Source organism: Lacinutrix salivirga, from assembly GCF_053604675.1.
Window position 1 is genome coordinate 98694 of the sequence record NZ_JBSHNP010000084.1, and the last position, 21155, is coordinate 119848.

At 32.9% G+C, this 21155-nt stretch carries 20 protein-coding genes; 12 read left to right on the forward strand and 8 right to left on the reverse strand.

Going from position 1 to position 21155, the window contains the following annotated elements:
- The first annotated feature begins 25 nt into the window (after positions 1 to 25).
- The 8 genes from ACVC5O_RS03845 (at position 26) to ACVC5O_RS03880 (ending at position 10103) form a co-directional block, all read left to right on the forward strand.
- Complete coding sequence (locus ACVC5O_RS03845) at positions 26 to 673, forward strand: thymidine kinase (protein ID WP_452220145.1); 648 nt, start codon at positions 26 to 28, stop codon at positions 671 to 673.
- Positions 666 to 1772, forward strand: coding sequence for an alanine racemase (gene alr, locus ACVC5O_RS03850; RefSeq protein ID WP_452220146.1), 1107 nt, complete (start codon positions 666 to 668; stop codon positions 1770 to 1772). The genes ACVC5O_RS03845 and alr overlap by 8 nt, the downstream gene beginning before the upstream one ends.
- Positions 1773 to 1866: 94 nt before the next feature.
- Positions 1867 to 2268 carry a large conductance mechanosensitive channel protein MscL gene (mscL, locus tag ACVC5O_RS03855; protein ID WP_452220147.1) on the forward strand — a complete coding sequence of 134 codons (402 nt, stop codon included), beginning with the start codon at positions 1867 to 1869 and terminating at the stop codon, positions 2266 to 2268.
- A gap of 242 nt (positions 2269 to 2510) precedes the next feature.
- Positions 2511 to 3500, forward strand: a complete 990-nt coding sequence (locus tag ACVC5O_RS03860) for an aspartate-semialdehyde dehydrogenase (RefSeq protein ID WP_452220148.1) — start codon at positions 2511 to 2513, stop codon at positions 3498 to 3500.
- Positions 3501 to 3677: 177 nt separating this feature from the next.
- Entirely contained in the window at positions 3678 to 4724 is a 1047-nt protein-coding gene (locus ACVC5O_RS03865) for a hypothetical protein (protein WP_452220149.1), read from the forward strand.
- A gap of 16 nt (positions 4725 to 4740) precedes the next feature.
- Positions 4741 to 6870, forward strand: coding sequence for an FG-GAP-like repeat-containing protein (locus ACVC5O_RS03870; protein WP_452220150.1), 2130 nt, complete (start codon positions 4741 to 4743; stop codon positions 6868 to 6870).
- A gap of 90 nt (positions 6871 to 6960) precedes the next feature.
- On the forward strand, positions 6961 to 9126 hold the full coding sequence (locus tag ACVC5O_RS03875) for a prolyl oligopeptidase family serine peptidase (RefSeq protein ID WP_452220151.1): 2166 nt from the start codon (positions 6961 to 6963) through the stop codon (positions 9124 to 9126).
- Positions 9127 to 9194: 68 nt separating this feature from the next.
- On the forward strand, positions 9195 to 10103 hold the full coding sequence (locus ACVC5O_RS03880) for an ABC transporter ATP-binding protein (protein ID WP_452220152.1): 909 nt from the start codon (positions 9195 to 9197) through the stop codon (positions 10101 to 10103).
- Here the strand turns inward: ACVC5O_RS03880 and ACVC5O_RS03885 are convergent.
- Positions 10085 to 11095 carry a helix-turn-helix transcriptional regulator gene (locus ACVC5O_RS03885; RefSeq protein WP_452220153.1) on the reverse strand — a complete coding sequence of 337 codons (1011 nt, stop codon included), beginning with the start codon at positions 11093 to 11095 and terminating at the stop codon, positions 10085 to 10087. The two genes, ACVC5O_RS03880 and ACVC5O_RS03885, sit on opposite strands and share 19 nt — an antisense overlap.
- Before the next feature lie 628 nt (positions 11096 to 11723).
- On the opposite strand from ACVC5O_RS03885, the gene ACVC5O_RS03890 reads away from it, so the two are divergent.
- The 4 genes from ACVC5O_RS03890 (at position 11724) to ACVC5O_RS03905 (ending at position 15751) form a co-directional block, all read left to right on the forward strand.
- Complete coding sequence (locus ACVC5O_RS03890; RefSeq protein ID WP_452220154.1) at positions 11724 to 12257, forward strand: hypothetical protein; 534 nt, start codon at positions 11724 to 11726, stop codon at positions 12255 to 12257.
- A 68-nt stretch (positions 12258 to 12325) separates the two neighbouring features.
- Complete coding sequence (locus tag ACVC5O_RS03895; RefSeq protein ID WP_452220155.1) at positions 12326 to 12622, forward strand: hypothetical protein; 297 nt, start codon at positions 12326 to 12328, stop codon at positions 12620 to 12622.
- Between the two features lie 251 nt (positions 12623 to 12873).
- The gene (locus ACVC5O_RS03900) at positions 12874 to 14214 is read left to right on the forward strand and encodes an RtcB family protein (protein WP_452220156.1); all 1341 of its coding nucleotides are present in this window, start codon (positions 12874 to 12876) and stop codon (positions 14212 to 14214) included.
- Positions 14215 to 14374: 160 nt separating this feature from the next.
- Positions 14375 to 15751 (forward strand): hypothetical protein, encoded by a 1377-nt coding sequence (locus ACVC5O_RS03905; protein WP_452220157.1) that lies wholly within the window; start codon positions 14375 to 14377, stop codon positions 15749 to 15751.
- Here the strand turns inward: ACVC5O_RS03905 and ACVC5O_RS03910 are convergent.
- The 7 genes from ACVC5O_RS03910 to ACVC5O_RS03940 form a co-directional block, all read right to left on the reverse strand.
- A complete protein-coding gene (locus tag ACVC5O_RS03910; RefSeq protein WP_452220158.1) occupies positions 15740 to 16300 on the reverse strand; it encodes a 4'-phosphopantetheinyl transferase family protein in 561 nt (186 codons plus the stop codon). The genes ACVC5O_RS03905 and ACVC5O_RS03910 overlap by 12 nt on opposite strands.
- Positions 16297 to 16551 carry an acyl carrier protein gene (locus tag ACVC5O_RS03915; RefSeq protein WP_452220159.1) on the reverse strand — a complete coding sequence of 85 codons (255 nt, stop codon included), beginning with the start codon at positions 16549 to 16551 and terminating at the stop codon, positions 16297 to 16299. Before ACVC5O_RS03915 ends, ACVC5O_RS03910 begins: the two co-directional genes overlap by 4 nt.
- 333 nt (positions 16552 to 16884) lie before the next feature.
- Positions 16885 to 17190 carry a GIY-YIG nuclease family protein gene (locus tag ACVC5O_RS03920; RefSeq protein WP_452220160.1) on the reverse strand — a complete coding sequence of 102 codons (306 nt, stop codon included), beginning with the start codon at positions 17188 to 17190 and terminating at the stop codon, positions 16885 to 16887.
- Positions 17191 to 17323: 133 nt separating this feature from the next.
- The gene (locus ACVC5O_RS03925; protein WP_452220161.1) at positions 17324 to 18598 is read right to left on the reverse strand and encodes a beta-ketoacyl-[acyl-carrier-protein] synthase family protein; all 1275 of its coding nucleotides are present in this window, start codon (positions 18596 to 18598) and stop codon (positions 17324 to 17326) included.
- Positions 18599 to 18688: 90 nt separating this feature from the next.
- Positions 18689 to 19129 carry a 3-hydroxyacyl-ACP dehydratase FabZ family protein gene (locus ACVC5O_RS03930; protein ID WP_452220162.1) on the reverse strand — a complete coding sequence of 147 codons (441 nt, stop codon included), beginning with the start codon at positions 19127 to 19129 and terminating at the stop codon, positions 18689 to 18691.
- Positions 19130 to 19180: 51 nt separating this feature from the next.
- Positions 19181 to 19978: an SDR family oxidoreductase gene (locus ACVC5O_RS03935; RefSeq protein WP_452220163.1), complete on the reverse strand. Its 798-nt coding sequence runs from the start codon at positions 19976 to 19978 to the stop codon at positions 19181 to 19183.
- A 116-nt stretch (positions 19979 to 20094) separates the two neighbouring features.
- Positions 20095 to 21147, reverse strand: a complete 1053-nt coding sequence (locus ACVC5O_RS03940) for a type III polyketide synthase (protein WP_452220164.1) — start codon at positions 21145 to 21147, stop codon at positions 20095 to 20097.
- Positions 21148 to 21155 lie beyond the last annotated feature (8 nt).

The following is a 21155-nucleotide window of genomic DNA, read 5'->3' on the forward strand; positions in this document are numbered from 1 at the left end:
TTCATTTTAGTGTTAAAATTACAAAATGTTTCTCGAAAATACAGTAAATCCTAAAGAACAATTTGGTTGGATAGAAGTTATTTGCGGTTCTATGTTTTCTGGCAAGACCGAAGAGCTTATCCGAAGGCTTAAACGTGCGCAATTTGCAAAACAAAAAGTAGAAATTTTTAAACCTGCTGTCGATGTACGTTATGACGAAGAGATGGTTGTCTCGCACGATGCTAACGAAATTCGCTCAACTCCTGTGCCTGCTGCTGCTAATATTCCTATTTTGGCAGACGGTTGCGATGTGGTAGGTATTGACGAGGCTCAGTTTTTTGACGATGAGATTGTACGCGTCTGTAACGACCTTGCCAATAAAGGTATTCGCGTAATTGTTGCTGGCTTAGATATGGATTTTAAAGGCAACCCTTTTGGACCAATGCCAAATTTAATGGCAACTGCAGAGTATGTAACCAAAGTACATGCTGTGTGTACACGCACAGGAAACTTAGCACAATATAGCTACAGAAAAGCAAATAGCGATGCTCTTGTTTTACTTGGCGAAGTCGAAGAGTACGAACCCTTAAGTCGTGCTGCTTACTATAAAGTGATGCTTAGAGATAAGTTAAAGCAGATGAAAGTGAATGATCCACAAGAAATAGAAAACAAATCCAAATCGTCCAATGCCTAAAGCGCAACAAACCGTTCTAGAAATAGACTTAAAAGCGCTAGAGCATAATTTTAGGTTTATAACATCGAAATTAAAACCAGAAACTAAAATTTTAGCTGTAGTAAAAGCATTTGCTTATGGTAGTGATGCCCAAGAAATTGCACTCACCTTACAAAATTTAGAGGTCGATTATTTTGCAGTTGCGTACACCAACGAAGGAGTTGCGCTACGAGATGCAGGCATAACAACACCCATTTTAGTACTCCATCCTCAACCTGTAAATTTCGATACACTTATAGAACGTTGTTTAGAACCCAATTTATACTCCACACGTGTTCTAAAAGCTTTTATTAATACTGCGGAAAAACAGAAACAAACGAACTATCCTATTCATATAAAATTTAATTCTGGTTTAAATAGATTAGGTTTTTTAGAAAAAGATTCTTCTGAAATTATTGAACTTGTAAAACAACATTCTTCTGTTAAAGTAAAATCGCTCTTATCGCATTTAGCAGCTAGTGAAGATGAAAATGAACGCGAATTTACTTTGCAGCAAATAAACACATTCCAGAACATAGCAAAAACAATTAGTAATGGTTTAGGATACCAACCTATACTACACCAATCCAATACTTCTGGGATTATGAATTATCCAAACGCTCACTTAGATATGGTGAGAACAGGTATTGGTTTATATGGTTTTGGAAACAACCCTAAAATAAATAAAGAATTAAAACCTATAGCCACTTTAAAAACAGTAATCTCACAAATACATACTTTAAAAGCTGGAGAAAGTTTAGGTTATAATCGTGCCTTTAAAGCCATAAAAACCATTATAACAGCAACACTTCCAATAGGTCATGCAGATGGTATTGGCAGACACTATGGAAACGGAAAGGGTTTTGTTTATATTAATAATCAAAAAGCTTTAATTTTAGGAAACGTATGTATGGACATGATTATGGTAGATATTACCACAATTAATTGCCAAGAAGGAGACGAAGTTATTGTTTTTGGCACACAAAATACTGCCGAAAATTTAGCAGAAAATATCAATTCTATTTCCTATGAAGTTCTCACTTCTGTATCTCAGCGTATAAAACGCGTATTTAATCGATAAGCGTTTCATTTAAACTAAAATACTATAAGGTATATGTTAAAATTTTAACTAAATTGAATCTTAATTAATATCAACTAACTTAAAAATTAAAATTATGCTTAAAGAATTTAAGGATTTTATTATGACAGGAAACGTGGTGGAATTCGCGGTTGCTGTAATCATGGCAGGAGCAATTGGAGCTGTTGTTACAGGATTTGTAAATAATATTATTATGCCTGTTGTAGGTCACTTCTCTGGAGGAGTTGATTTTGCAGATAAAAAATATGTATTAGACGAGGCTGTCGTTGATGCTGCTGGCAAAGTAGTAACGCCAGAAAATGCAATTACTTGGGGAATCTGGGTTAATGCAATTATTAGTTTAATTATTGTTGGTTTAGTAATGTTTATAATTGTAAAAGCATATAACAAAATGAAAAAACCAGCTGAAGAGCCTGCTCCAGCAGGACCAACTGATAACGAATTGTTAATGGAAATTAGAGATGCTTTAAAAAAGTAAATCTAAATTTTAAAACAACTTTAAAAATCGGTTTTGCAATGCAAAACCGATTTTTTTATACGCTTATTTTTAAAAAAATTAATCTGTTTTTATACACTAGCAATTAGAAATATAATAGCTTTGTACTCATAACGTTTATAATAAAACTGGTAGCTATAAAATAAACATGTTACAAGCTTTTATTAAGTAAAAAAAATAGCCTAATTAACATCTAACAATTAGAAAACAATACATACAATAACATGAAATTAGCAATAGTTGGTGCCACAGGCATGGTTGGAGAGGTAATGTTAAAAGTTCTGGAAGAACGTAATTTTCCTATAACGCAATTAATTCCTGTAGCCTCAAGTAAATCTGTAGGAAAAGAAATTACATTTAAAAACAAGGCTTATACAATTGTTAGTCTCTCTAATGCGTTAGCTATGCATCCAAATATTGCTTTATTTTCTGCAGGAGGAAATACCTCTTTAGAGTGGGCTCCAAAATTTGCTGAAATAGGGACAACTGTAATCGATAACTCTTCTGCTTGGCGAATGGATCACAGTAAAAAACTAATTGTGCCAGAAATTAATGCAAGTTCGCTTACTAAAACCGATAAAATTATTGCAAATCCAAACTGCTCGACCATTCAAATGGTTATGGCCTTGGCTCCATTACATAACAAATACAAAATTAAACGTATTGTAGTTTCAACTTATCAATCCATTTCAGGCACAGGAGTAAAAGCTGTAAAACAATTAGAAAATGAAATGGCTGGTGTAAAAGGGGAAATGGCCTACCCTTATCCTATACATAAAAATGCTATTCCGCATTGCGATGTTTTTGAAGAAAATGGCTATACAAAAGAAGAAATGAAGCTCGTTAGGGAAACTCAAAAAATTCTCAACGATAAAACCATTGCAGTTACTGCAACTGCTGTTAGAATACCTACCTCTGGAGGACATAGTGAAGCTGTAAATGTAGAGTTTGAAAACGATTTTGATTTATTAGAGATAATACAAATACTAAATACAACTCCAGGAGTAGTAGTACAAGACAATATAGATGCAAATACGTATCCAATGCCTCTTTACGCAAATGGAAAAGACGATGTTTTTGTTGGCCGTATTCGTAGAGATGGTTCGCAACCAAACACACTAAATTTATGGATTGTAAGCGATAATTTACGTAAAGGTGCTGCTACAAATACTGTGCAAATTGCAGAGTATTTACTTAACAACGACTTAGTGTAATTAAGGGTTTTCTAATAAATTTGCATTTTAACTATTTATTCAACGTATTTATAACGCATTATGACTTAATTATTTAAGCAAACTTACTTTAATTTTATATATTCGTAAACTATTGTTTTTGAACATATGATAAAAAAGTACTTTTTTTTACTCTTACTATCTATAATTATTTTGAATTTGAACTCTTGTTCATCTAGTGATAATTATGTTCCAACTCCAAATCCTGTTCAGGTATCTCCAGTTGTTTTTAACTTGGAAGATATGCCTTACGACAATTTATCCGACTATAATTTTTTTGAAGGAGATATAAAACAATTAAACCCAGTTTATGGAGTGCTTCCTTATGATTTAAATTCTACTTTATTTTCTGATTACGCCAAAAAAAAACGTTTTGTTTGGATGCCTGAAAATGTGAAGGCAAGCTACGTAAACGATTATACTACACTAGATTTTCCAACAGGAGCAGTATTAATAAAAAACTTCTATTACGATAATGTACAACCAAATAATTCATCAAAAATTATTGAAACTCGTTTAATGTATAAAAAAGAAGACGGTTGGGATTTTGCCAATTATTTATGGAACGAAGATCAAACAGAAGCAACCTTCACAAATCAAGGTCACTCTGTAGATTTAGAGTGGATTAGACAAGGTGAAACAAAATCAACAACTTATAGAGTACCTTCTCGTGGAGAATGTTTTACATGCCATAATAAATTTGATGTTCCTGGACCAATTGGTCCAAAACCTCAAAATTTAAATAGAGACCTAACTTATGAAGATGGTAGTGCCAACCAGCTATCAAAATGGGTAGATTTTGGTTATTTAGAAGTTGACTACCCAAATAATATTGTATCTACTGTAAACTACAACGATACTTCCAAATCTTTAGAATTAAGAGCACGTTCTTATGTAGATATTAATTGTGCACATTGCCATTTTCCACAAGGATATTGTAATTATAGACCTATGCTTTTTGAGTTTCATTTAACTGAAGATTTAACAAATATGGGAGTGTGTGTTGAACCTGAAATAGAAATAGAAAATAGCGGATTAACAAACATTGTTACACCAACTAATTTTACAAGATCAGCAATACATTTTAGGATGAGTTCTACAGAAGAAGCCTACAGAATGCCTTTTATTGGCAGAACAATTGTTCATGAAGAAGGTGTAGCACTTATGGAACAATGGATAAACTCTTTAACACAAACATGCAATTAAATAAATAATAATAATTATGAAAAAACTATTACTAATAATGTTGTCGCTTTCATTGTCTGTGACACTAAATGCCCAAGTTAGTTCCGACACTTGTGCAGATGCTGCAAATGCAACTCCAATTAACGGAATTGGAACATTTACTGTTAATGCTGTAGATGGCTCGGAAATCCCAAATCCAATCTGTGCCGCAAATGGAACTGGAGCATCAAACGGAGAGTGGTATGCTTATACTATAGATCTTACAGAAGAAACAGGAGTTACTATTTCAACAGATTTATCACAAAACTCTGGAGGAGATACCAGAATACATGTATATTCAGGGACTTGTGGTTCTTTAGTATGTGTTGGAGGAGATGATGATGATGGAACCATTGGAAATGGTTATTTATCTATAGCAACTTTTAGCGCAATGCCTGGAACAACCTATTACATTGCATTTGATGATAGATGGAATGACTCTGGCTTTGATTTCGAAATTAGTTATGGAGACCCAATAGATGTTCCGGATCCAGAAGGTCCAGCTCCTATAAATTTTACGGAGTCGTCGTTATCTACATCTGGTTCTAATCGTGCAGTTGTAGATATGAATGGCGATTTCTTGGATGATATTGTTTCAATATCTTCAACAAACGTAAATATTCAGTTTCAAGATCCAACACAACCTAATGGATTTAGGTTAGTAAATATTACAACACCTTCAGCAGATTATACGCCTTCATGGAGTTTAGCTGCTGCAGATTATAATGCAGATGGATATACAGATTTACTTTATGGTTCTGGTAATGGCGTTACTTTTATGAAAGCCATTGTAGATAATAACAATGTAAATAACGGCAATGCTTTTGACGATGTTTCTGGTTTCGAAGAGGCTTCTGGTTCAGACTATGTATTTTCTCAACGTTCTAACTTTGTAGATATAAATAACGATGGAAACTTAGACGCTTTTGTGTGTCATGATGTACAACCAAATGTTTATTATATAAATGATGGTACTGGCAACCTTGTATATTATCAAACAGCAACTGCTGGAGCTCCATATAATTTAGGAGATTATGCTTCTGGAGGTAATTATGGGTCTATTTGGATAGATTACGATAATGATGGTGATCAAGACATGTTTATTGCTAAATGTGGAGGAGCTACAGCAAGAAGAACAAACCAAATGCATACCAATAACAATGGAGTGTTTGTAGAAAATGCTGCTGCTTTAAACTTAGCAGACCCAATGCAAACATGGTCTTCAACTTGGGGCGATTTTGATAATGATGGTGATTTAGATGTGTTTATTGGTAGTAGTGATCCTTCAGATCCTCATAAATTAATGCGTAATGATCTTGATGATTCTGATCCAGAAAATATAACTGTAACATTTACAGATGTAACTGCAGGCTCTGGAGTGGTTGGCGTAACTTCTTTTAATCACGAGAATGTTCGTTATGATTTTGATAACGATGGCAATTTAGATATCGCTTCAAATGGAGATATTTTATTCGGAAATGGAGATATGACTTTCTCTGTAAATTCAGATATGGTACCTAGCGATGGTTCTTTTGGAGATTTAAATAACGATGGATTTATTGATGCTTTTGGAGGTTCTATTTATATGAATAATGGAAACTCAAATAACTGGCTTACAATTAATACTATTGGAACTACAAGTAATATTAACGGAATTGGTGCTCGTGTAACTATCGAAACACCTTCAGGAACTCAAATAAGAGAGGTGAGAAGTGGAGATGGCTTTAGATACATGAATACTATAAATACCCATTTTGGTATAGGCACAGACGCTTCAATTACAAGCATTACTGTAGAGTGGCCTTCTGGTATAGTAGATATGATATCTAATCCAACCATTAACAGTACGCTTCAAATTACCGAAGGTGAAAACACATTAAGCTTAGAAGAATTTACAGTAAATAACCTAATTACATATCCTAACCCAACTAGTGAGTTTTTAAACCTAAGTACAGATTTAAATTTAAATAAAACACCATATATGATTTTTGATGTAAGTGGTCGTTTAGTTAAAAAAGGAAAGATTAATAATAATCAATTAAACGTTTCAACTTTAGCAGCAGGAAACTATATGCTTAGAATTTCTAATCAAGGAGCAGTTAAAGTTCAAAAATTTATTAAATTATAAAATATTAAAAGTAAAACTAATTAAAAGCGTTCACATGCATTATGTGAGCGCTTTTTTGTTTAAATTTAAGCCTATTAAAAATCTATAAAAATGAAAAAAATAGCACTTTGCTTATTAACACTTTCCGTTATTATGTCTTGTAAAGAAGAGCAAAAAATAAGAAAAGAAATTACAGTTAATTATCCGCAAACAAATACAGTAGATACTGTTACAAATTATTTTGGTACAGAAATTAAAGACCCTTACCGTTGGCTAGAGGATGATAGAAGTAAAGAAACCGAAGCTTGGGTAAAAGCACAAAACAAAGCAACTTTTGGGTATTTAGATAACATTCCTTACAGGCAAGAACTAAAAGAACGTTTAGAAAAACTTTGGAATTACGAAAAAATTGGAGCACCTTTTAATGAAGGCGACTATACCTATTTTTATAAAAATAACGGACTACAAAACCAATATGTTATCTATAGGTATAAAAAAGGAAGCAATCCTGATACAGCAGAAGTCTTTTTAGATCCAAACACCTTCTCTAAAGATGGAACAACATCCTTAGGTGGAACCAGTTTCTCTAAAGACGGAAAAACTTTAGCATATTCAATATCAGAAGGTGGTAGCGATTGGCGTAAAATTATAGTAATGAATGCCGAAACAAAAGAAATTATAGAAGACACGCTAATAGATATTAAATTTAGTGGCATGTCTTGGTATAAAAACGAAGGATTCTATTACTCTAGTTACGATAAGCCAAAAGGAAGCGAATTATCTGCTAAAACAGATCAACACAAAGTATATTATCATAAATTAGGCACATCTCAAAAAGACGATAAAGTCATTTTTGGTGCTAAAGCTTCCGAAAAACACAGATACGTTGGTGGATCTGTAACCGAAGATAATAACTACTTACTTATTAGAGCAAGTGTATCAACCTCTGGTAACAAGTTATTCATAAAAGATTTATCTAAACAAAATAGTCCTTTACAAACCATTTTAAATCATACAGATAGTGATACTTATGTTATCGATAACGTAGGCAGTAAACTATATTTAGTGACTAATCTCGATGCACCAAATCAAAAAATTGTGACTGTAGATGCTGCAAACCCTTCACCAGAAAACTGGAAAGATTTTATACCAGAAACAGAATATGTTTTAAGTCCATCCACAGGAGGAGGTTACTTCTTTACAGAGTATATGGTCGATGCCATATCACAAGTAAAACAATACGATTACACAGGCAAACTGGTTAGAGAAGTAAAACTACCAGGAGTAGGAAATGCAGGTGGTTTTGGAGGTAAAAAAGAAGAAAAAATAGATTACTACTCGTTTACAAATTACAACACACCTTCTAGTATTTATAAATACAATGTAGAAACTGGTGAATCTGAATTATACTGGAAGCCAAACATCGACTTTAATGCTGATGATTTTACAAGTAAACAGGTGTTTTACAACTCTAAAGATGGTACAAAAATACCAATGATAATTACGTATAAAAAAGGCATGGAACTTAATGGGAAAAATCCAACAATACTTTATGGTTATGGAGGATTTAATATTAGTTTAAATCCAAGTTTTAGTTTACCAAATGCCGTTTGGATGGAACAAGGAGGTGTTTATGCAGTTCCTAATTTAAGAGGTGGTGGAGAATATGGTAAAAAATGGCATAAAGCAGGAACGCAAATGCAAAAACAAAATGTATTTGACGATTTTATTGCTGCTGCAGAGTATTTAATAGAAAACAACTACACCTCATCAAATTATTTAGCTATTTCTGGTCGCTCTAATGGAGGTTTATTAGTAGGAGCAACAATGACGCAAAGACCAGATTTAATGAAAGTAGCACTTCCTGGTGTTGGTGTTTTAGACATGTTACGTTATCACACATTTACAGCTGGAGCAGGTTGGGCTTACGACTATGGAACAGCAGAAGACAGCAAAGAAATGTTTGAATATTTAAAAAATTACTCTCCTGTGCATAATGTGAAAAAAGGGGTAGAATATCCTGCAACAATGGTTACAACAGGAGATCATGACGATCGTGTTGTGCCTGCTCACAGTTTTAAATTTGCTGCAGAGTTACAAGCAAAACAAGCAGGAACTAACCCAACACTTATTCGTATAGAAACAGATGCAGGACATGGTGCAGGAACTCCTGTTAGTAAAACCATAGAGCAATATGCAGATATTTTTGGCTTTACACTTTACAATATGGGTTACGATGTATTACCAAGTAAAATGAAAGAAGAATTTAAAGATTAAAAAAATCATAAACTATATTTAGACCTCACAGGTTTTTAAAACTTGTGAGGTCTTGTTATATTTACTCTATGCTAACAGTAAAAAACCTATCTTTTTCTTACACAAAAACTCCTGTTTTAAAACACCTATCCTTTACAGTAAACCAAGGCGAAAACATAGCGATTATTGGCGAAAGTGGTTCGGGAAAAAGCACTTTACTTAAAGTCTTATATGGCGAATACGATTTAAATGATGGCCAAATTTTTTGGAAAGACACACAAATTTTAGGTCCAGAATATAATCTTGTAGTTGGCTACGATTTTATGAAATACGTAGCACAAGAATTTGATTTAATGCCTTTTATTACTGTCGAAGAAAATATAGGTAAACACCTCTCCAATTTCTTCCCAGAAGAAAAACAAAAACGGACAACAGAATTATTACAAGTTGTTGAGCTTACTAACTTTGCAAAAACTAAAGTAAAAACACTATCTGGTGGACAAAAACAGCGTGTTGCATTAGCACGTGCTTTAGCAAAACAACCCGAAATTATTTTATTAGATGAGCCATTTAGCCATATCGATAATCATCAAAAAAGAAGTTTAAGACGAAGCGTTTACAATTACCTAAAAGAAAAACAGATAACATGTATAGTCGCTACACACGATAAAGATGATGTTTTAGGTTTTGCAAACAGAATGATTGTTTTAAACAACCAGAAAATTGCAGTAAATGATAATCCAGAAAACTTATATAAAACCCCAAAAACACCTTTAGTAGCTTCATTTTTTGGAGAATTTAATACCATAAATGAAAAAATTATTTATGCACATCAATTAAAAGTGGTTGAAAAATCTCATTTAAAAGCAACTGTAAAACAATCTTATTTTAAAGGAAATTATTATTTAATTGAAGCCTACTTAAATAAACAAATTATCTTTTTTGAGCATAGCGAAAGGCTTGAAATTAATGCGGAAGTTTATTTAGAAATATCTTGATAATTATCAACCGAAGTTTTTAATTTTTTTAATATTCGGTTTCTTAATTTTCTTGGTTTAAGCACTTCAATATTCTCTCCAAACCCTAAAATTAAACGTTCCAGTTCAAAATTAATTTGGACAAAAATATTAAATACAACACCATCATCTCGTTGTTCGATAATTCGTTGCGTTTTATGAAATGGCTTAGTAATTACATAAGGTGCATTTTTTCTATCTACCCAAAACTGAATACGCTCGGCTCGTGTGTTAGAAACCGAAACACCAACAACTTCTTTATAGTATTCATCACCATTAATTTGTAAATCTTTATACTCAGTGCCTTTAAAAATTTCAATAGATAACATTCTATCTAAAGCTAAAGTTATAAATTTTTCATTTTTATATGCCAATAAAAACCAACGGTTATTAAATTCTTTTAGCAACTGTGGATGCACTATCATTTTACTCGAATTCCTTGCCGTAAACGATTGATAGGCAATTTCAATAACTTTTTTATTCTGAATAGATTCGTAAAGCACATCAATAAATTCCAAGCCTTTAAGCTGTTCGTTTTTGTCTAAATGAATAATTGCTCGCTTATCTTTTTGAGAAGAATAAACCGAATCTTCTAAACGTTGTAAAACACCATCCATTTCTTTAAATAAAGAAAAATCCTTAAACTGTCGTAAAACCTGAATAGCATCATTCATTATTTTTACATCTTTATCAGTAACTGGTATATTTACAATGCTAAAACCCTCTATCTCATACTTATAAAACTTCCTGTCATAAACCACAATAGGCGCGTTATAACCCAATTTATCGCTACGCATCATCTGTAAATCTAACTGTACTGTACGTTTACTAACATCTATGTCTTTGCCTTCATACTCATAAAGCGCATCAGAAACCGCTTCAATTAAATCGTTAAGCGTCCATTGTCTAAACTTGTTTTGCAAACATTTATCTATGGTTTTATACCTAATAAGTGCGTTTTTATTTACTGCCATTTTATACTGAGTTTTAACCTGAAATAAAAATACAAAATGACTACGCAACTTAAATGCGTAAATGTATAAAATGATAGAATTTTTTCGGATTTTAAATTCTTCCTTGCTTTTTTCAAAAAAATATAATACTTCGTATTATGACCTCAAATTTTCAGGACTTTGAAAATTAAATTTGGAAAAGTCAAAAATTAATTTAGATATTTGCAGCGCAGTTTTCATGCTGAGCGTTGTCAAAGTACAGCCAAAACAAGTTGAATTAAAAATTAGAAACTATGAGTTTATTTATAACATATCAAAACAATCCAAAAGGAAAACTGCCTTTTGTGATGCTTCGTGAGTTTTGTTAGATAAACTTTTATAAAATTTATAAAATGAAAAACCCGAAGCTTTTAAAATACTGTTTCGGGTTTTTTGTTTTTAGTCGTTAGCACTTCTGCTAAAACATTCCCAATACAGTAATTACCAAACGTCTTGTCATTCAGAAAGAATGAAGTGATTGAAGAATCTCTTCTTATTTAGTTGTGAGATTCTTCGGCTCTGCCTCTGAATGACAACAGAAAAATATAAAACAATCGCATTGTCACGTTGAGCGCAGTCGAAACGTTTCATTGCTAAAAAACACAAATCAATGGACACGAATTTGTTAAACAATTACGTGCTTAAAGCCATAGATGCTTATCCATACGCATTAGAAGAAACTGTTGAAAATTTAAATTACGCCTTATCCTACGAAGCCAACAACGCTTATGCTTTGTATTTAATGGGTCGTTTGCAAGCCGAACAATTTGGCGATTACGAAAAAGCCAAGCAATATTATGCTGAAGCTTTAGCAAACAAAATGGATTTTAAAAAAGTGTATTCGCACTACATTTTAGTGTTACTATGGAACGAAGATTACAACGAAGCTCAAAAATTAATTGATTTTGCCTTAACCGTTAAAGGCGTTTATAAAAGCGAAATCTACCTATTACAAGGTTTTATTTTCGAGTGTCTTCAAGACTATAAAAAAGCATTAAAAGCTTTAAAACAAGCAAAAACACTTGGATATAATAATAGCTATTTAGATTTTATAGATTCTGAAATGAAAAGGATTAAAAATAAAATGAAACCTAAAAAGAAGTCAAAATCCAAGAGTAAAAAGAAAAAGAAGAAGAAGAAATAACCAACCTGCAAGGTTTTTAAAACCTTGTAGGTTTAAAACAAGAAATAATTATGAAACGCCATGAATTAATGAAAAAATTCCTCATGGAAACAGACAAAACAGGACGATTTATTGTACAATCTAAAGTAACAGGTATCACCTATTTTGTCAAACCAATAGATAACGGAAAACCAGATAAACTTTGGGGAGACGTAGATCCAGCAACCAATAAATTAACAGGAGATTATGGTAATAAAACGATTGGTGCTGTAAAACAAAAAGACTCTTTAATTACTAAAGACAATGGGTTTGTAAACATTTTAACCTTTAAAGGAAGTCCCTTAGGCGAAATAGATAGAAGAGATAAAATGTATGCATCTCAATAAAATTTTAAAAAAATTATTTACTACGCAAAAACATTGCGCAATAGTGTAAAATATTTGCAGAGTAATTAATAAGAAGTCTTTTTGGAATCAGGCTTTTTAAAGTAGCACTCTGCCAGACGCTGGAGCTGGCAGAGTTTAATTAAAATGTAATTCAGAGCATAGCGAAGAATCTCATTGAAAAAAGAAATAAAAGGAACACAAAAATAACAGGAAACCACTTATTAGAATTAGGGTTCAAACAAGGAAAATGGATGAAAAATGCCATTACACATATAAACGAAAATAAATTAAACAACGACGAGATGCTTGCTTATTTAGAGCAATTTAAATCGCCAGATCCTATTGCATTGCATAAAACACCAGTTGCTTTTTCAATTAATATTAAAGCAGAAAATGAAGAAGAAAAAGGTAATGTAGAAAAAGTAATTAACTCTATGCAAACCTTAATGAAAACACCAACCTTAGTTTCTGGTGCTATTATGCCAGACGCCTGTCCTACTGGACCAGACGGAACCATTCCTGTTGGAGGCGTTGCAGTTGCAAAAAATGCGATTCATCCAGGTATGCACAGTGCAGATATTTGCTGCTCTGTAATGCTAACCGATTTTGGCAAAGCAGATCCAAAAGACATTTTAGATGCTGCACACGCCATTACACATTTTGGTCCTGGTGGAAGAGATAGAAATTCGCAGTTTAAATTCCCAGAACAATTATTAGCCGCTTTTGAGGCTAACTACTTTTTAGGAGATAAGGACATGATTAAAATGGCAAGAGCGCATTTAGGCACGCAAGGTGATGGTAACCATTTTTTGTTTGTAGGTACCTCTAAAAAAACAGGAAATACAATGATGGTAACACATCATGGATCTAGAGGTCCAGGAGCACGATTATACTCAAAAGGTATGAAAATAGCAGAGCGCTTTAGAAAAGAATTATCGCCAGACACCATGAAACAAAATGCATGGATTCCTTTCGAAACAGAAGAAGGTCAGGCGTATTGGGAAGCCTTACAAACCATAAGGAATTGGACAAAAACTAATCATGAAGTATTGCACAATGCAGTAGCTCAAAGTTTAGAGATTGATATCGAGAACAGATATTGGAATGAACATAATTTTGTGTTTAAAGATGGTGATTTGTTTTACCACGCCAAAGGTGCAACTCCTTTAGACGCTAAGTTTATGCCAGATATTACAGGACCTAGATTAATCCCTTTAAACATGAGCGAACCCGTTTTAATTGTTGAAGGCGATACTACAAACACCAATTTAGGCTTTGCACCTCATGGAGCTGGTAGAAATGTGAGTAGAACCCAACACAGAAAAAGCAAAACAGGAACCACTATGCAAATCTTTAAAGAAGAAACTAGAGGTTTAGATGTTAGATTTTTCTCTAAAGAAATTGATATTACCGAGTTACCAAGTGCTTACAAAAATGCAAAAGCAGTAAGAGCACAAATGGAAGACTATAACCTTGGTAAAGTTATTGACGAGGTTATGCCTTACGGTTGCATTATGGCTGGAGATTGGCAAAAAAACGCACCTTGGAGAATTAGACGAGAGAAGAAAATGAAGGCTAATAGAAAGAGTTGATTTCTAAAAGACCTCACAGGCTTTAAAAATCTATGTGGTCTAAACACATAACTTTTACAAAAGCAAAAAGCAGGCTAACTTCGTTTAGTCTGCTTTTTTAATATAAAACAATCCATTTTAACTCCAAATTACCGATTTTTGAATCCTATTTAACTCTATAATGTTTGCAAGACGATACCTAAACGACAAAGAATTAGCATTTGTTGCCAGCCAAATCCGAAGCGCCAAAAAACTGATTTTTGGATTGTTTGTAGTTCTAGTGCTCATTATTGCCATAGCTGCAATAGCAATTTATAGTGAAAAAGACTCTAATGTATTTAGAATTAATATCCTTTTCGGAATTCTAATTGCACTCCTTTATATCTTGAATTGGTTTTTAAAAGGCTATAAGCAACACCAAATTAACCCAGAAATTTTTAAAGAAACCGGAAACTATAAACGCATTTACGAAAGTCATGGTAAAAGTGGTGCTTATTACGATACTATTAATGGACATAAGGTAAAAACACCATGGCATTGGCGCAAGTATTTAAAGTCTCAAAAACAACCTATTACTTACGAGTATATTTTAAGAGATGGCGCAGTTGCAGTAAACGAAGGAGCTGCCAGATATATGGTGTCGGTTAACAAAACCTTATCCTTTGATTATGAAATTGAAAATGGCCTAACTAAAACCAAACGCATTTCGTTACTAAATTATGCAAGTTTATTATTGATCATTCCAACGTTATTAGTGCTGTTTATGCAAAGTAATATAGAATTTGGTTTACAATTTCCAGAATTATTTAAAACTGAAAAACATGCAATCACAATGACTTCTACGGAAGAATTAAATACTATAACAACTTCAAATTATATCAAAATTAAGAAGGCTTGGGTGTTTCAATTTAAAAAACTATCAGACTATTTAGGTGAAAATTACTTGATTTCAAAAGCGGAAAGAGATCGTATTTACAACCATCCTGCTTCAAATACAAATATTGCTTATTTTTTACCATCAAGAGCTTTTAAAGCGCCAAATGAAGAACAATTTAAAACCAATTTTAAAAAACAATTAAAAGATAATCCGCTTTTTAATAAATACCTTTCTAGCATACAAAACGATTCAATTTTAGATAACACAATAGATAAAGAATATAAAAGACGTTTAAACGAACATCAAATTCGAATAGCCAAAGCCAAAAAAACGGAATCTATTTTAGCGGAATTACAGCCTAAAACCTATATTTTTAAACTAAATGACGACACCTTCAGTACATCAAAAGAAAGCACACATTCTATTAAAAATAGTTTAGAACATCAAGTAGAAGTTACTGGCTTTTACAATCCAAAAACTAAAACATTAATAAGTGTTGAAGACCAGAGTTTTAAAAGAAAACGCATTAAAAACGCGTTTATATTATTATGTTTTTGCTTAATAATAACAGGTGCTGCTATACTAGCAATTATAAAAATTAGTTATAATTCTTACATTAAAGTACAGTTAGTTAGAGCACAATTACAAAACTACAATGGTCCTACACGATTAGAACGCTAATCCGCAATACAAACCATGATGCGTTAGAGAAAAAGACAGATTTAACGCCTTACCTCCTTTGTATAATTGAGGAATATTTAGATGGTTCTTCTTAATTTCTAAAGTCACAGTTTCCTCTGGAAACACGCTTAAAAAATGCGCTTTTAACATAGCGCTTTGCGATTGATACTCTGATGTTTTTATTTTAAACCATTCACTTGTATAGTTTTTATCATTAGATAATGTTGCGACAGAGTACGCTATATTTTCGTTAAGTATAGAGTGTGTAAAATAGGATTCAGAACCAATTCTAACACTTCCTTTTTGATTAGAAATTAGTTTGCACTCAATGCGTTTCGGGTTAAAAAACCGCTTCCCAAACTGCTGTACATTTACTTTATAAGCAGCTTCTTTCATGCTCCAAAGTAACCAAACCATTTGGTGTTGGTTTTCAGAATTAAAAATGAGTTGTTGTTCTTTTTTAGTGAATACTTTGTCTAAAAAACGTGGTCGTTTCCAATTACTATCTTTAGCTGCTTGTTTTAAATCGACAATGTCATTGCCTATCATTTTGCTGCTAGCTTTTCGTTTACAATATCCATTGCTGCTTTTACAGAGGTCATTTTTTCCATGTCGTCGTTTTCAATTCTAATATCAAATTCGTCTTCCACATCTAAAATAACATCTACTAAATTAGCTGAGTTTATTTTTAAATCGTTAATAAAATCGGTCTTTTCAGATAGATTTTTAAACGCCTCCTCATCTTGAATATAAGGTTGAACGATGGTTTTTAGTTTGGCTATTAATTGGTCTTTATTCATATTTTGTTTTTCTTTTTAAATATCCATATTTTTTTGCACTTCGACAAGCTCAGTGTGACATTGAATTTTCATAGTTGGATTCATGCTGAGTTCAACCCATAAGTGCAACACATTAAATAAAAAATAACTCTTAATATTTAATTAACTAAAAATCCAATTGTAGATAACTATTTCAGTCTGAGCTTGTCAAAGACTATTCTTACTTAATTCGCTAGACTTATAAGGACATCAGTAAGCTCAGTGTAACATTAGAACTTACAATTGTAAAGGTAGTTATCAAGACAAATCAGAAACTAAATGTCAGTCTGAGCTTGTCGAAGACCACACCATCAACTATATATGGTTATCGTTTTCCTTATAATTCTTTGAAAATTGGATTAAATCATCCCAGTTTTCATTAATCAAAGCTTCCTTTTTTCTTCGAGACCATCCTTTTATTTGTTTTTCAATTGTAATAGCTTCTTTCGGGTTTTCACATTGTAAATACCAAAGTAACGTAATTGGCAATCTTGTTGCAGTATAAGAGTCTTTTTTATGACCAGATTTATGTTGAGATACTCTTCTTTCTAAATCATTAGTCATACCTGTGTAGTAGGTTTTGTCTGCACATAATAATATATAAACGAAATAGAATTTCATATTTAAAATCTTTTAGCTGGTTTTTGTACTTCGACAAGCTCAGTGTGACATTGTAACTTGCAATTGGCTATGTTATAATCAAAGACAAAACTGAAAATCATTTGTCAGTCTGAGCCTGTCGAAGACCATGAGTCTAAATATACTTCTTAAAAATAACACAACCATTAACATCACCAAAACCAAAACTAGCTTTAGCTGCTATATTTAGTTCTGTTTTTAATAATTGCTTCGGAATTTTTTCTTTAGAAATTAATGCTGAAATCTCTGGATGCACATCATCACAATTTATATTAGGAAATACAAATTGCTCTTTTAATTGCAATACAGTTGCGACACTCTCTATACTTCCAGCAGCTGCTAAGCAATGACCAACCATAGATTTTAAAGAATTTATATACGGAAAATCTGTTCCGTTTCTGTTTAATCCTTTAGTCCAGTTTTCAATTTCTAGACTGTCTTTTGAGGTTGCAGTTAAATGTCCATTTATAGTATCAATATCTTTAGCAGAAATATTAGCATTTGTAATCGCATCTTTTATACAACGTTGTACAGCTTCAGCATTTGGAGCTGTCATTGTACCACCATTACGTTGTCCACCAGAGTTGATATTTCCGCCTAAAACCTCAGCGTAAATGTTTGCGTTTCTTTCTAAAGCGCTTTCTAAAGACTCTAAAACTAAAGCACCTGCACCTGCTCCTGGTACAAACCCAGATGCTGTTGCACTCATAGGTCTTGAGCCTTCTTTTGGAGATTCGTTATGTTTGTAAGTCATCACACGCATTGCATCAAATCCTCCCCAAATATATGGTCCATCGTCACTACAACTCCCAACGAGCATTCGTTTTGCTTGTCCGTTTTTAATACGTTCGTAACCCATTAAAATCGCTTCGGTTCCTGTGGTACAAGCAGACGAATTTGTTGTGACTTGGTTTCCTAAACCTAAAATGCCGCCTAAAAACGCACTAATTCCGCTAGCCATAGTTTGTACTACAACTGTGCTTCCTAAACGTTTGACTTGTTTGTCATCAAGCTTATAAATAGCTTCTCTAAATTTTTCAACTCCAGAGGTTCCTGTTCCAAAAACGGTTCCGCTATCAAAGTCTAATTCGCTGTTAGTATCAACATTTAATCCTGCATCTTTCCAAGCATCCATTCCTGCAATACAACCATATAAAATCCCTGAACTATTAAACCCTCTCAATTGTAAAGATGTTAAATATTCTAGTTTTTTTTCTTCGGAAATTTGAGGAATTCCTCCTATGCAACACGAAAAATTTAAGTCTTCTAACTGTTGATGAAATGTAATTCCGGATTCGCCATTTTTTATGGCTTTTGTGAATGCCTCGATACCAACACCATTTGGTGCGACGACTCCTAAACCTGTTATAACAACTCTGTTTTTTTTCATGTTCACTTCCCAAAAAAAGTGGGAATCTCATTAATTATACTAAACTTTTTTATTCATACCTACAAGGTTTTGAAAACCTTGCAGGATAACTTAACTCATCTTCATCATACCTGAAATTTGTCCTCTACAAACCAATTCATTCTTCTCATTAAACAACTGAACTTTGCATTTCAATTTATTAAATCTAAAAACTTCTTTTTCTGAAATAACAGTCACTTTTTCTCCAGGAAATACAGGTAAAAAGAAATCGACTTGGCTCGACGTTAAGGCTATTTGTGGTTTTTTTACTTCTGAAATATCGTCTTTCATCATATAAATCCCTAAACAGACTACACCTATTTGTGCCATACATTCGGTTAAAATTACTCCAGGTGTAATTGGGTTGTTTTTAAAATGACCTTCATAGAAATACGCCTCTTTTTTGAAAGTGTAATTACCTGTGATGCCTTCATTTGAAACACTATTTAATTCATCCACGAATAAAAATGGATGTTGATATGGTAGTAATTTTATGATGTCTTTGTTATTCAATTTAACTTTTGGTTTTTCAGACCTCACAGGTTTTAAAAACCTGTGAGGTCTCTAACTTAAACTTTCGCCTCCATCTACTTTTAGTATTGTTCCATTTATCCAGCTGGCTTCATCTTTACATAATAAATATACAGCATTGGCTACATCTTCTGGTAGTGTTAAACGCTTAAAAGGATTACGAATTAAACTGTGTTTTTTAATTTTTTCACTTCCAGGAATCATGCGTAAAGACGCTGTATCTGTTACACCAGCTTGTATGCAATTAGCTCTAATACCAAATAGTGCAAACTCTAAAGCGATGTTTCTAGTTATGGCTTCTAACGTGACTTTTGCTGCAGAAACTGCAGCGTAATTTTTCCATGCTTTTGTATTTCCTTCACTTGTAAAACTTATAATTCTTGTGTCTTCCGCGAATAATTTCGCTTCAAAAATCGCTTTAGTCCAATCGTATAAACTAATCGCCATGGCATTGATTGTTAAGTTGAAATCGTCGTTTTTTAAGGTTGGTTTTTCTTCGGAAATCATGGGTTTTAAATTCCCTTTGGCGACACTATGTACGAGTGTTCTTATTTTTCCTTCGGCACCTAATACATCTTTTAATTCTGAAATAATCTGTGCTCGTTTTTCAGCTTTAAACGCATCAACATTAAAAGAATTAAACTGAATATCTTCCGCTTTAATCTTGTTGAATTCTGAAACTATTTCTTCTTCTTGAGCTCTTGAGTTTCTGTGGATGATACAAATATTCATTCCGTGTTTAGCTAGCTTTTTTGCAGTCGCCAAACCCAATCCGCTGGAGCCTCCTAAAATAAGTGCCCAATAGTTTTTATTTTGAAAATCTTTAATCATATTTATTTTAACAACACTTCGACAAGCTCAGTGTGACATTTAGTTTCATTTTTAATTGTATTGATAATTAACTCTTTTATTTAAAGATTCTTCGCTGCGCTCTGAATGACAAATGATTACCATTCTAATAATATACGTTGTGCCGAAAAACCTGGACCAAAACTGAGCATTAATCCTCTGTCTCCTTTTGGTAATTGCTTATCCATAAAACGTTCTAAAACATACAATACAGTAGCACTACTCATGTTTCCGTAAAGCCTTAATGTTTCTTTTGTGTCATCAATATTTTTACCTAAAGATCCGAATAAATCTTCAACAGTTTGTACGATTTTTTTTCCTCCTGGATGAAAAATAAGATGGTTTACATCTTGAATTGTTAGGTTGTTTCGTTCTAAAAAAGGATGCACAATTTTAGGAAAATGTTCTGAAATGGTTTCTGGCACTGCCTTATCTAAAATCATTTGTAATCCAGTATTAACGAGTTTAAAACCCATCATGGTTTCGGCATCATAAAAATGATACATGGCTTCGTCAATAATTTTTGGACCTATTTCATCTTCGTAAGACGATAAAATCACACTTGCTGCACCATCGCCAAAAATAGCAGCACTTACAATATTTACCATAGAAAAATCATCTAACTGGAATGTTGCTGTTGGCGACTCAACCGCAATAACTGCTGCTCGTTTGTTTGGGTTTGCTTTTAAAAAATTCTTTGCATAAATAATACCTGAAACTCCTGCTGCGCAACCCATTTCGGTAACTGGAAGTCTGACTATGTCCTGTTTCATTTTTAGGTTATTTATTAAATACGCATCCATTGACGGAATCATAATCCCTGTACAACTTACCGTTATAATGTAATCTATATCTGTTGGCTTTAAGCTGGCTTTATTTAATGCTTTAACAAGAGATTGTTCCGCTAATTTGACGACTTCGCGCGAATAAATATCGTTTTTCTCTTCAAAAGAAGTCTTATTAAATACGTCTTCAGCATCCATAATAGAATAGCGTCTATCGACTCCTGCATTTTCAAAAAGCTTTATGACTTTTCGTTGAAAACGCTCGTCTTGACCAGTCATCCAAAGCTTTAAAAACGGAATAATATCTTTAGTTTCTCTGGTATATTTTGGTAGTTGTTTGGCTACTGCTGTTATTTTTACACTCATAGTTTAGA

Coding starts and splice junctions, on each gene's coding strand:
- mscL (WP_452220147.1), top strand. CDS start 1,867: ATGCTTAAAGAATTTAAGGATTTTATTATGACAGGAAACGTGGTGGAA.
- ACVC5O_RS03915 (WP_452220159.1), bottom strand. CDS start 16,551: ATGAATAAAGACCAATTAATAGCCAAACTAAAAACCATCGTTCAACCT.
- ACVC5O_RS03845 (WP_452220145.1), top strand. CDS start 26: ATGTTTCTCGAAAATACAGTAAATCCTAAAGAACAATTTGGTTGGATA.
- ACVC5O_RS03880 (WP_452220152.1), top strand. CDS start 9,195: ATGCTAACAGTAAAAAACCTATCTTTTTCTTACACAAAAACTCCTGTT.
- ACVC5O_RS03940 (WP_452220164.1), bottom strand. CDS start 21,147: ATGAGTGTAAAAATAACAGCAGTAGCCAAACAACTACCAAAATATACC.
- ACVC5O_RS03910 (WP_452220158.1), bottom strand. CDS start 16,300: ATGATAGGCAATGACATTGTCGATTTAAAACAAGCAGCTAAAGATAGT.
- ACVC5O_RS03890 (WP_452220154.1), top strand. CDS start 11,724: ATGGACACGAATTTGTTAAACAATTACGTGCTTAAAGCCATAGATGCT.
- ACVC5O_RS03860 (WP_452220148.1), top strand. CDS start 2,511: ATGAAATTAGCAATAGTTGGTGCCACAGGCATGGTTGGAGAGGTAATG.
- ACVC5O_RS03895 (WP_452220155.1), top strand. CDS start 12,326: ATGAAAAAATTCCTCATGGAAACAGACAAAACAGGACGATTTATTGTA.
- ACVC5O_RS03925 (WP_452220161.1), bottom strand. CDS start 18,598: ATGAAAAAAAACAGAGTTGTTATAACAGGTTTAGGAGTCGTCGCACCA.
- ACVC5O_RS03875 (WP_452220151.1), top strand. CDS start 6,961: ATGAAAAAAATAGCACTTTGCTTATTAACACTTTCCGTTATTATGTCT.
- ACVC5O_RS03885 (WP_452220153.1), bottom strand. CDS start 11,095: ATGGCAGTAAATAAAAACGCACTTATTAGGTATAAAACCATAGATAAA.
- alr (WP_452220146.1), top strand. CDS start 666: ATGCCTAAAGCGCAACAAACCGTTCTAGAAATAGACTTAAAAGCGCTA.
- ACVC5O_RS03870 (WP_452220150.1), top strand. CDS start 4,741: ATGAAAAAACTATTACTAATAATGTTGTCGCTTTCATTGTCTGTGACA.
- ACVC5O_RS03920 (WP_452220160.1), bottom strand. CDS start 17,190: ATGAAATTCTATTTCGTTTATATATTATTATGTGCAGACAAAACCTAC.
- ACVC5O_RS03900 (WP_452220156.1), top strand. CDS start 12,874: ATGAAAAATGCCATTACACATATAAACGAAAATAAATTAAACAACGAC.
- ACVC5O_RS03935 (WP_452220163.1), bottom strand. CDS start 19,978: ATGATTAAAGATTTTCAAAATAAAAACTATTGGGCACTTATTTTAGGA.
- ACVC5O_RS03905 (WP_452220157.1), top strand. CDS start 14,375: ATGTTTGCAAGACGATACCTAAACGACAAAGAATTAGCATTTGTTGCC.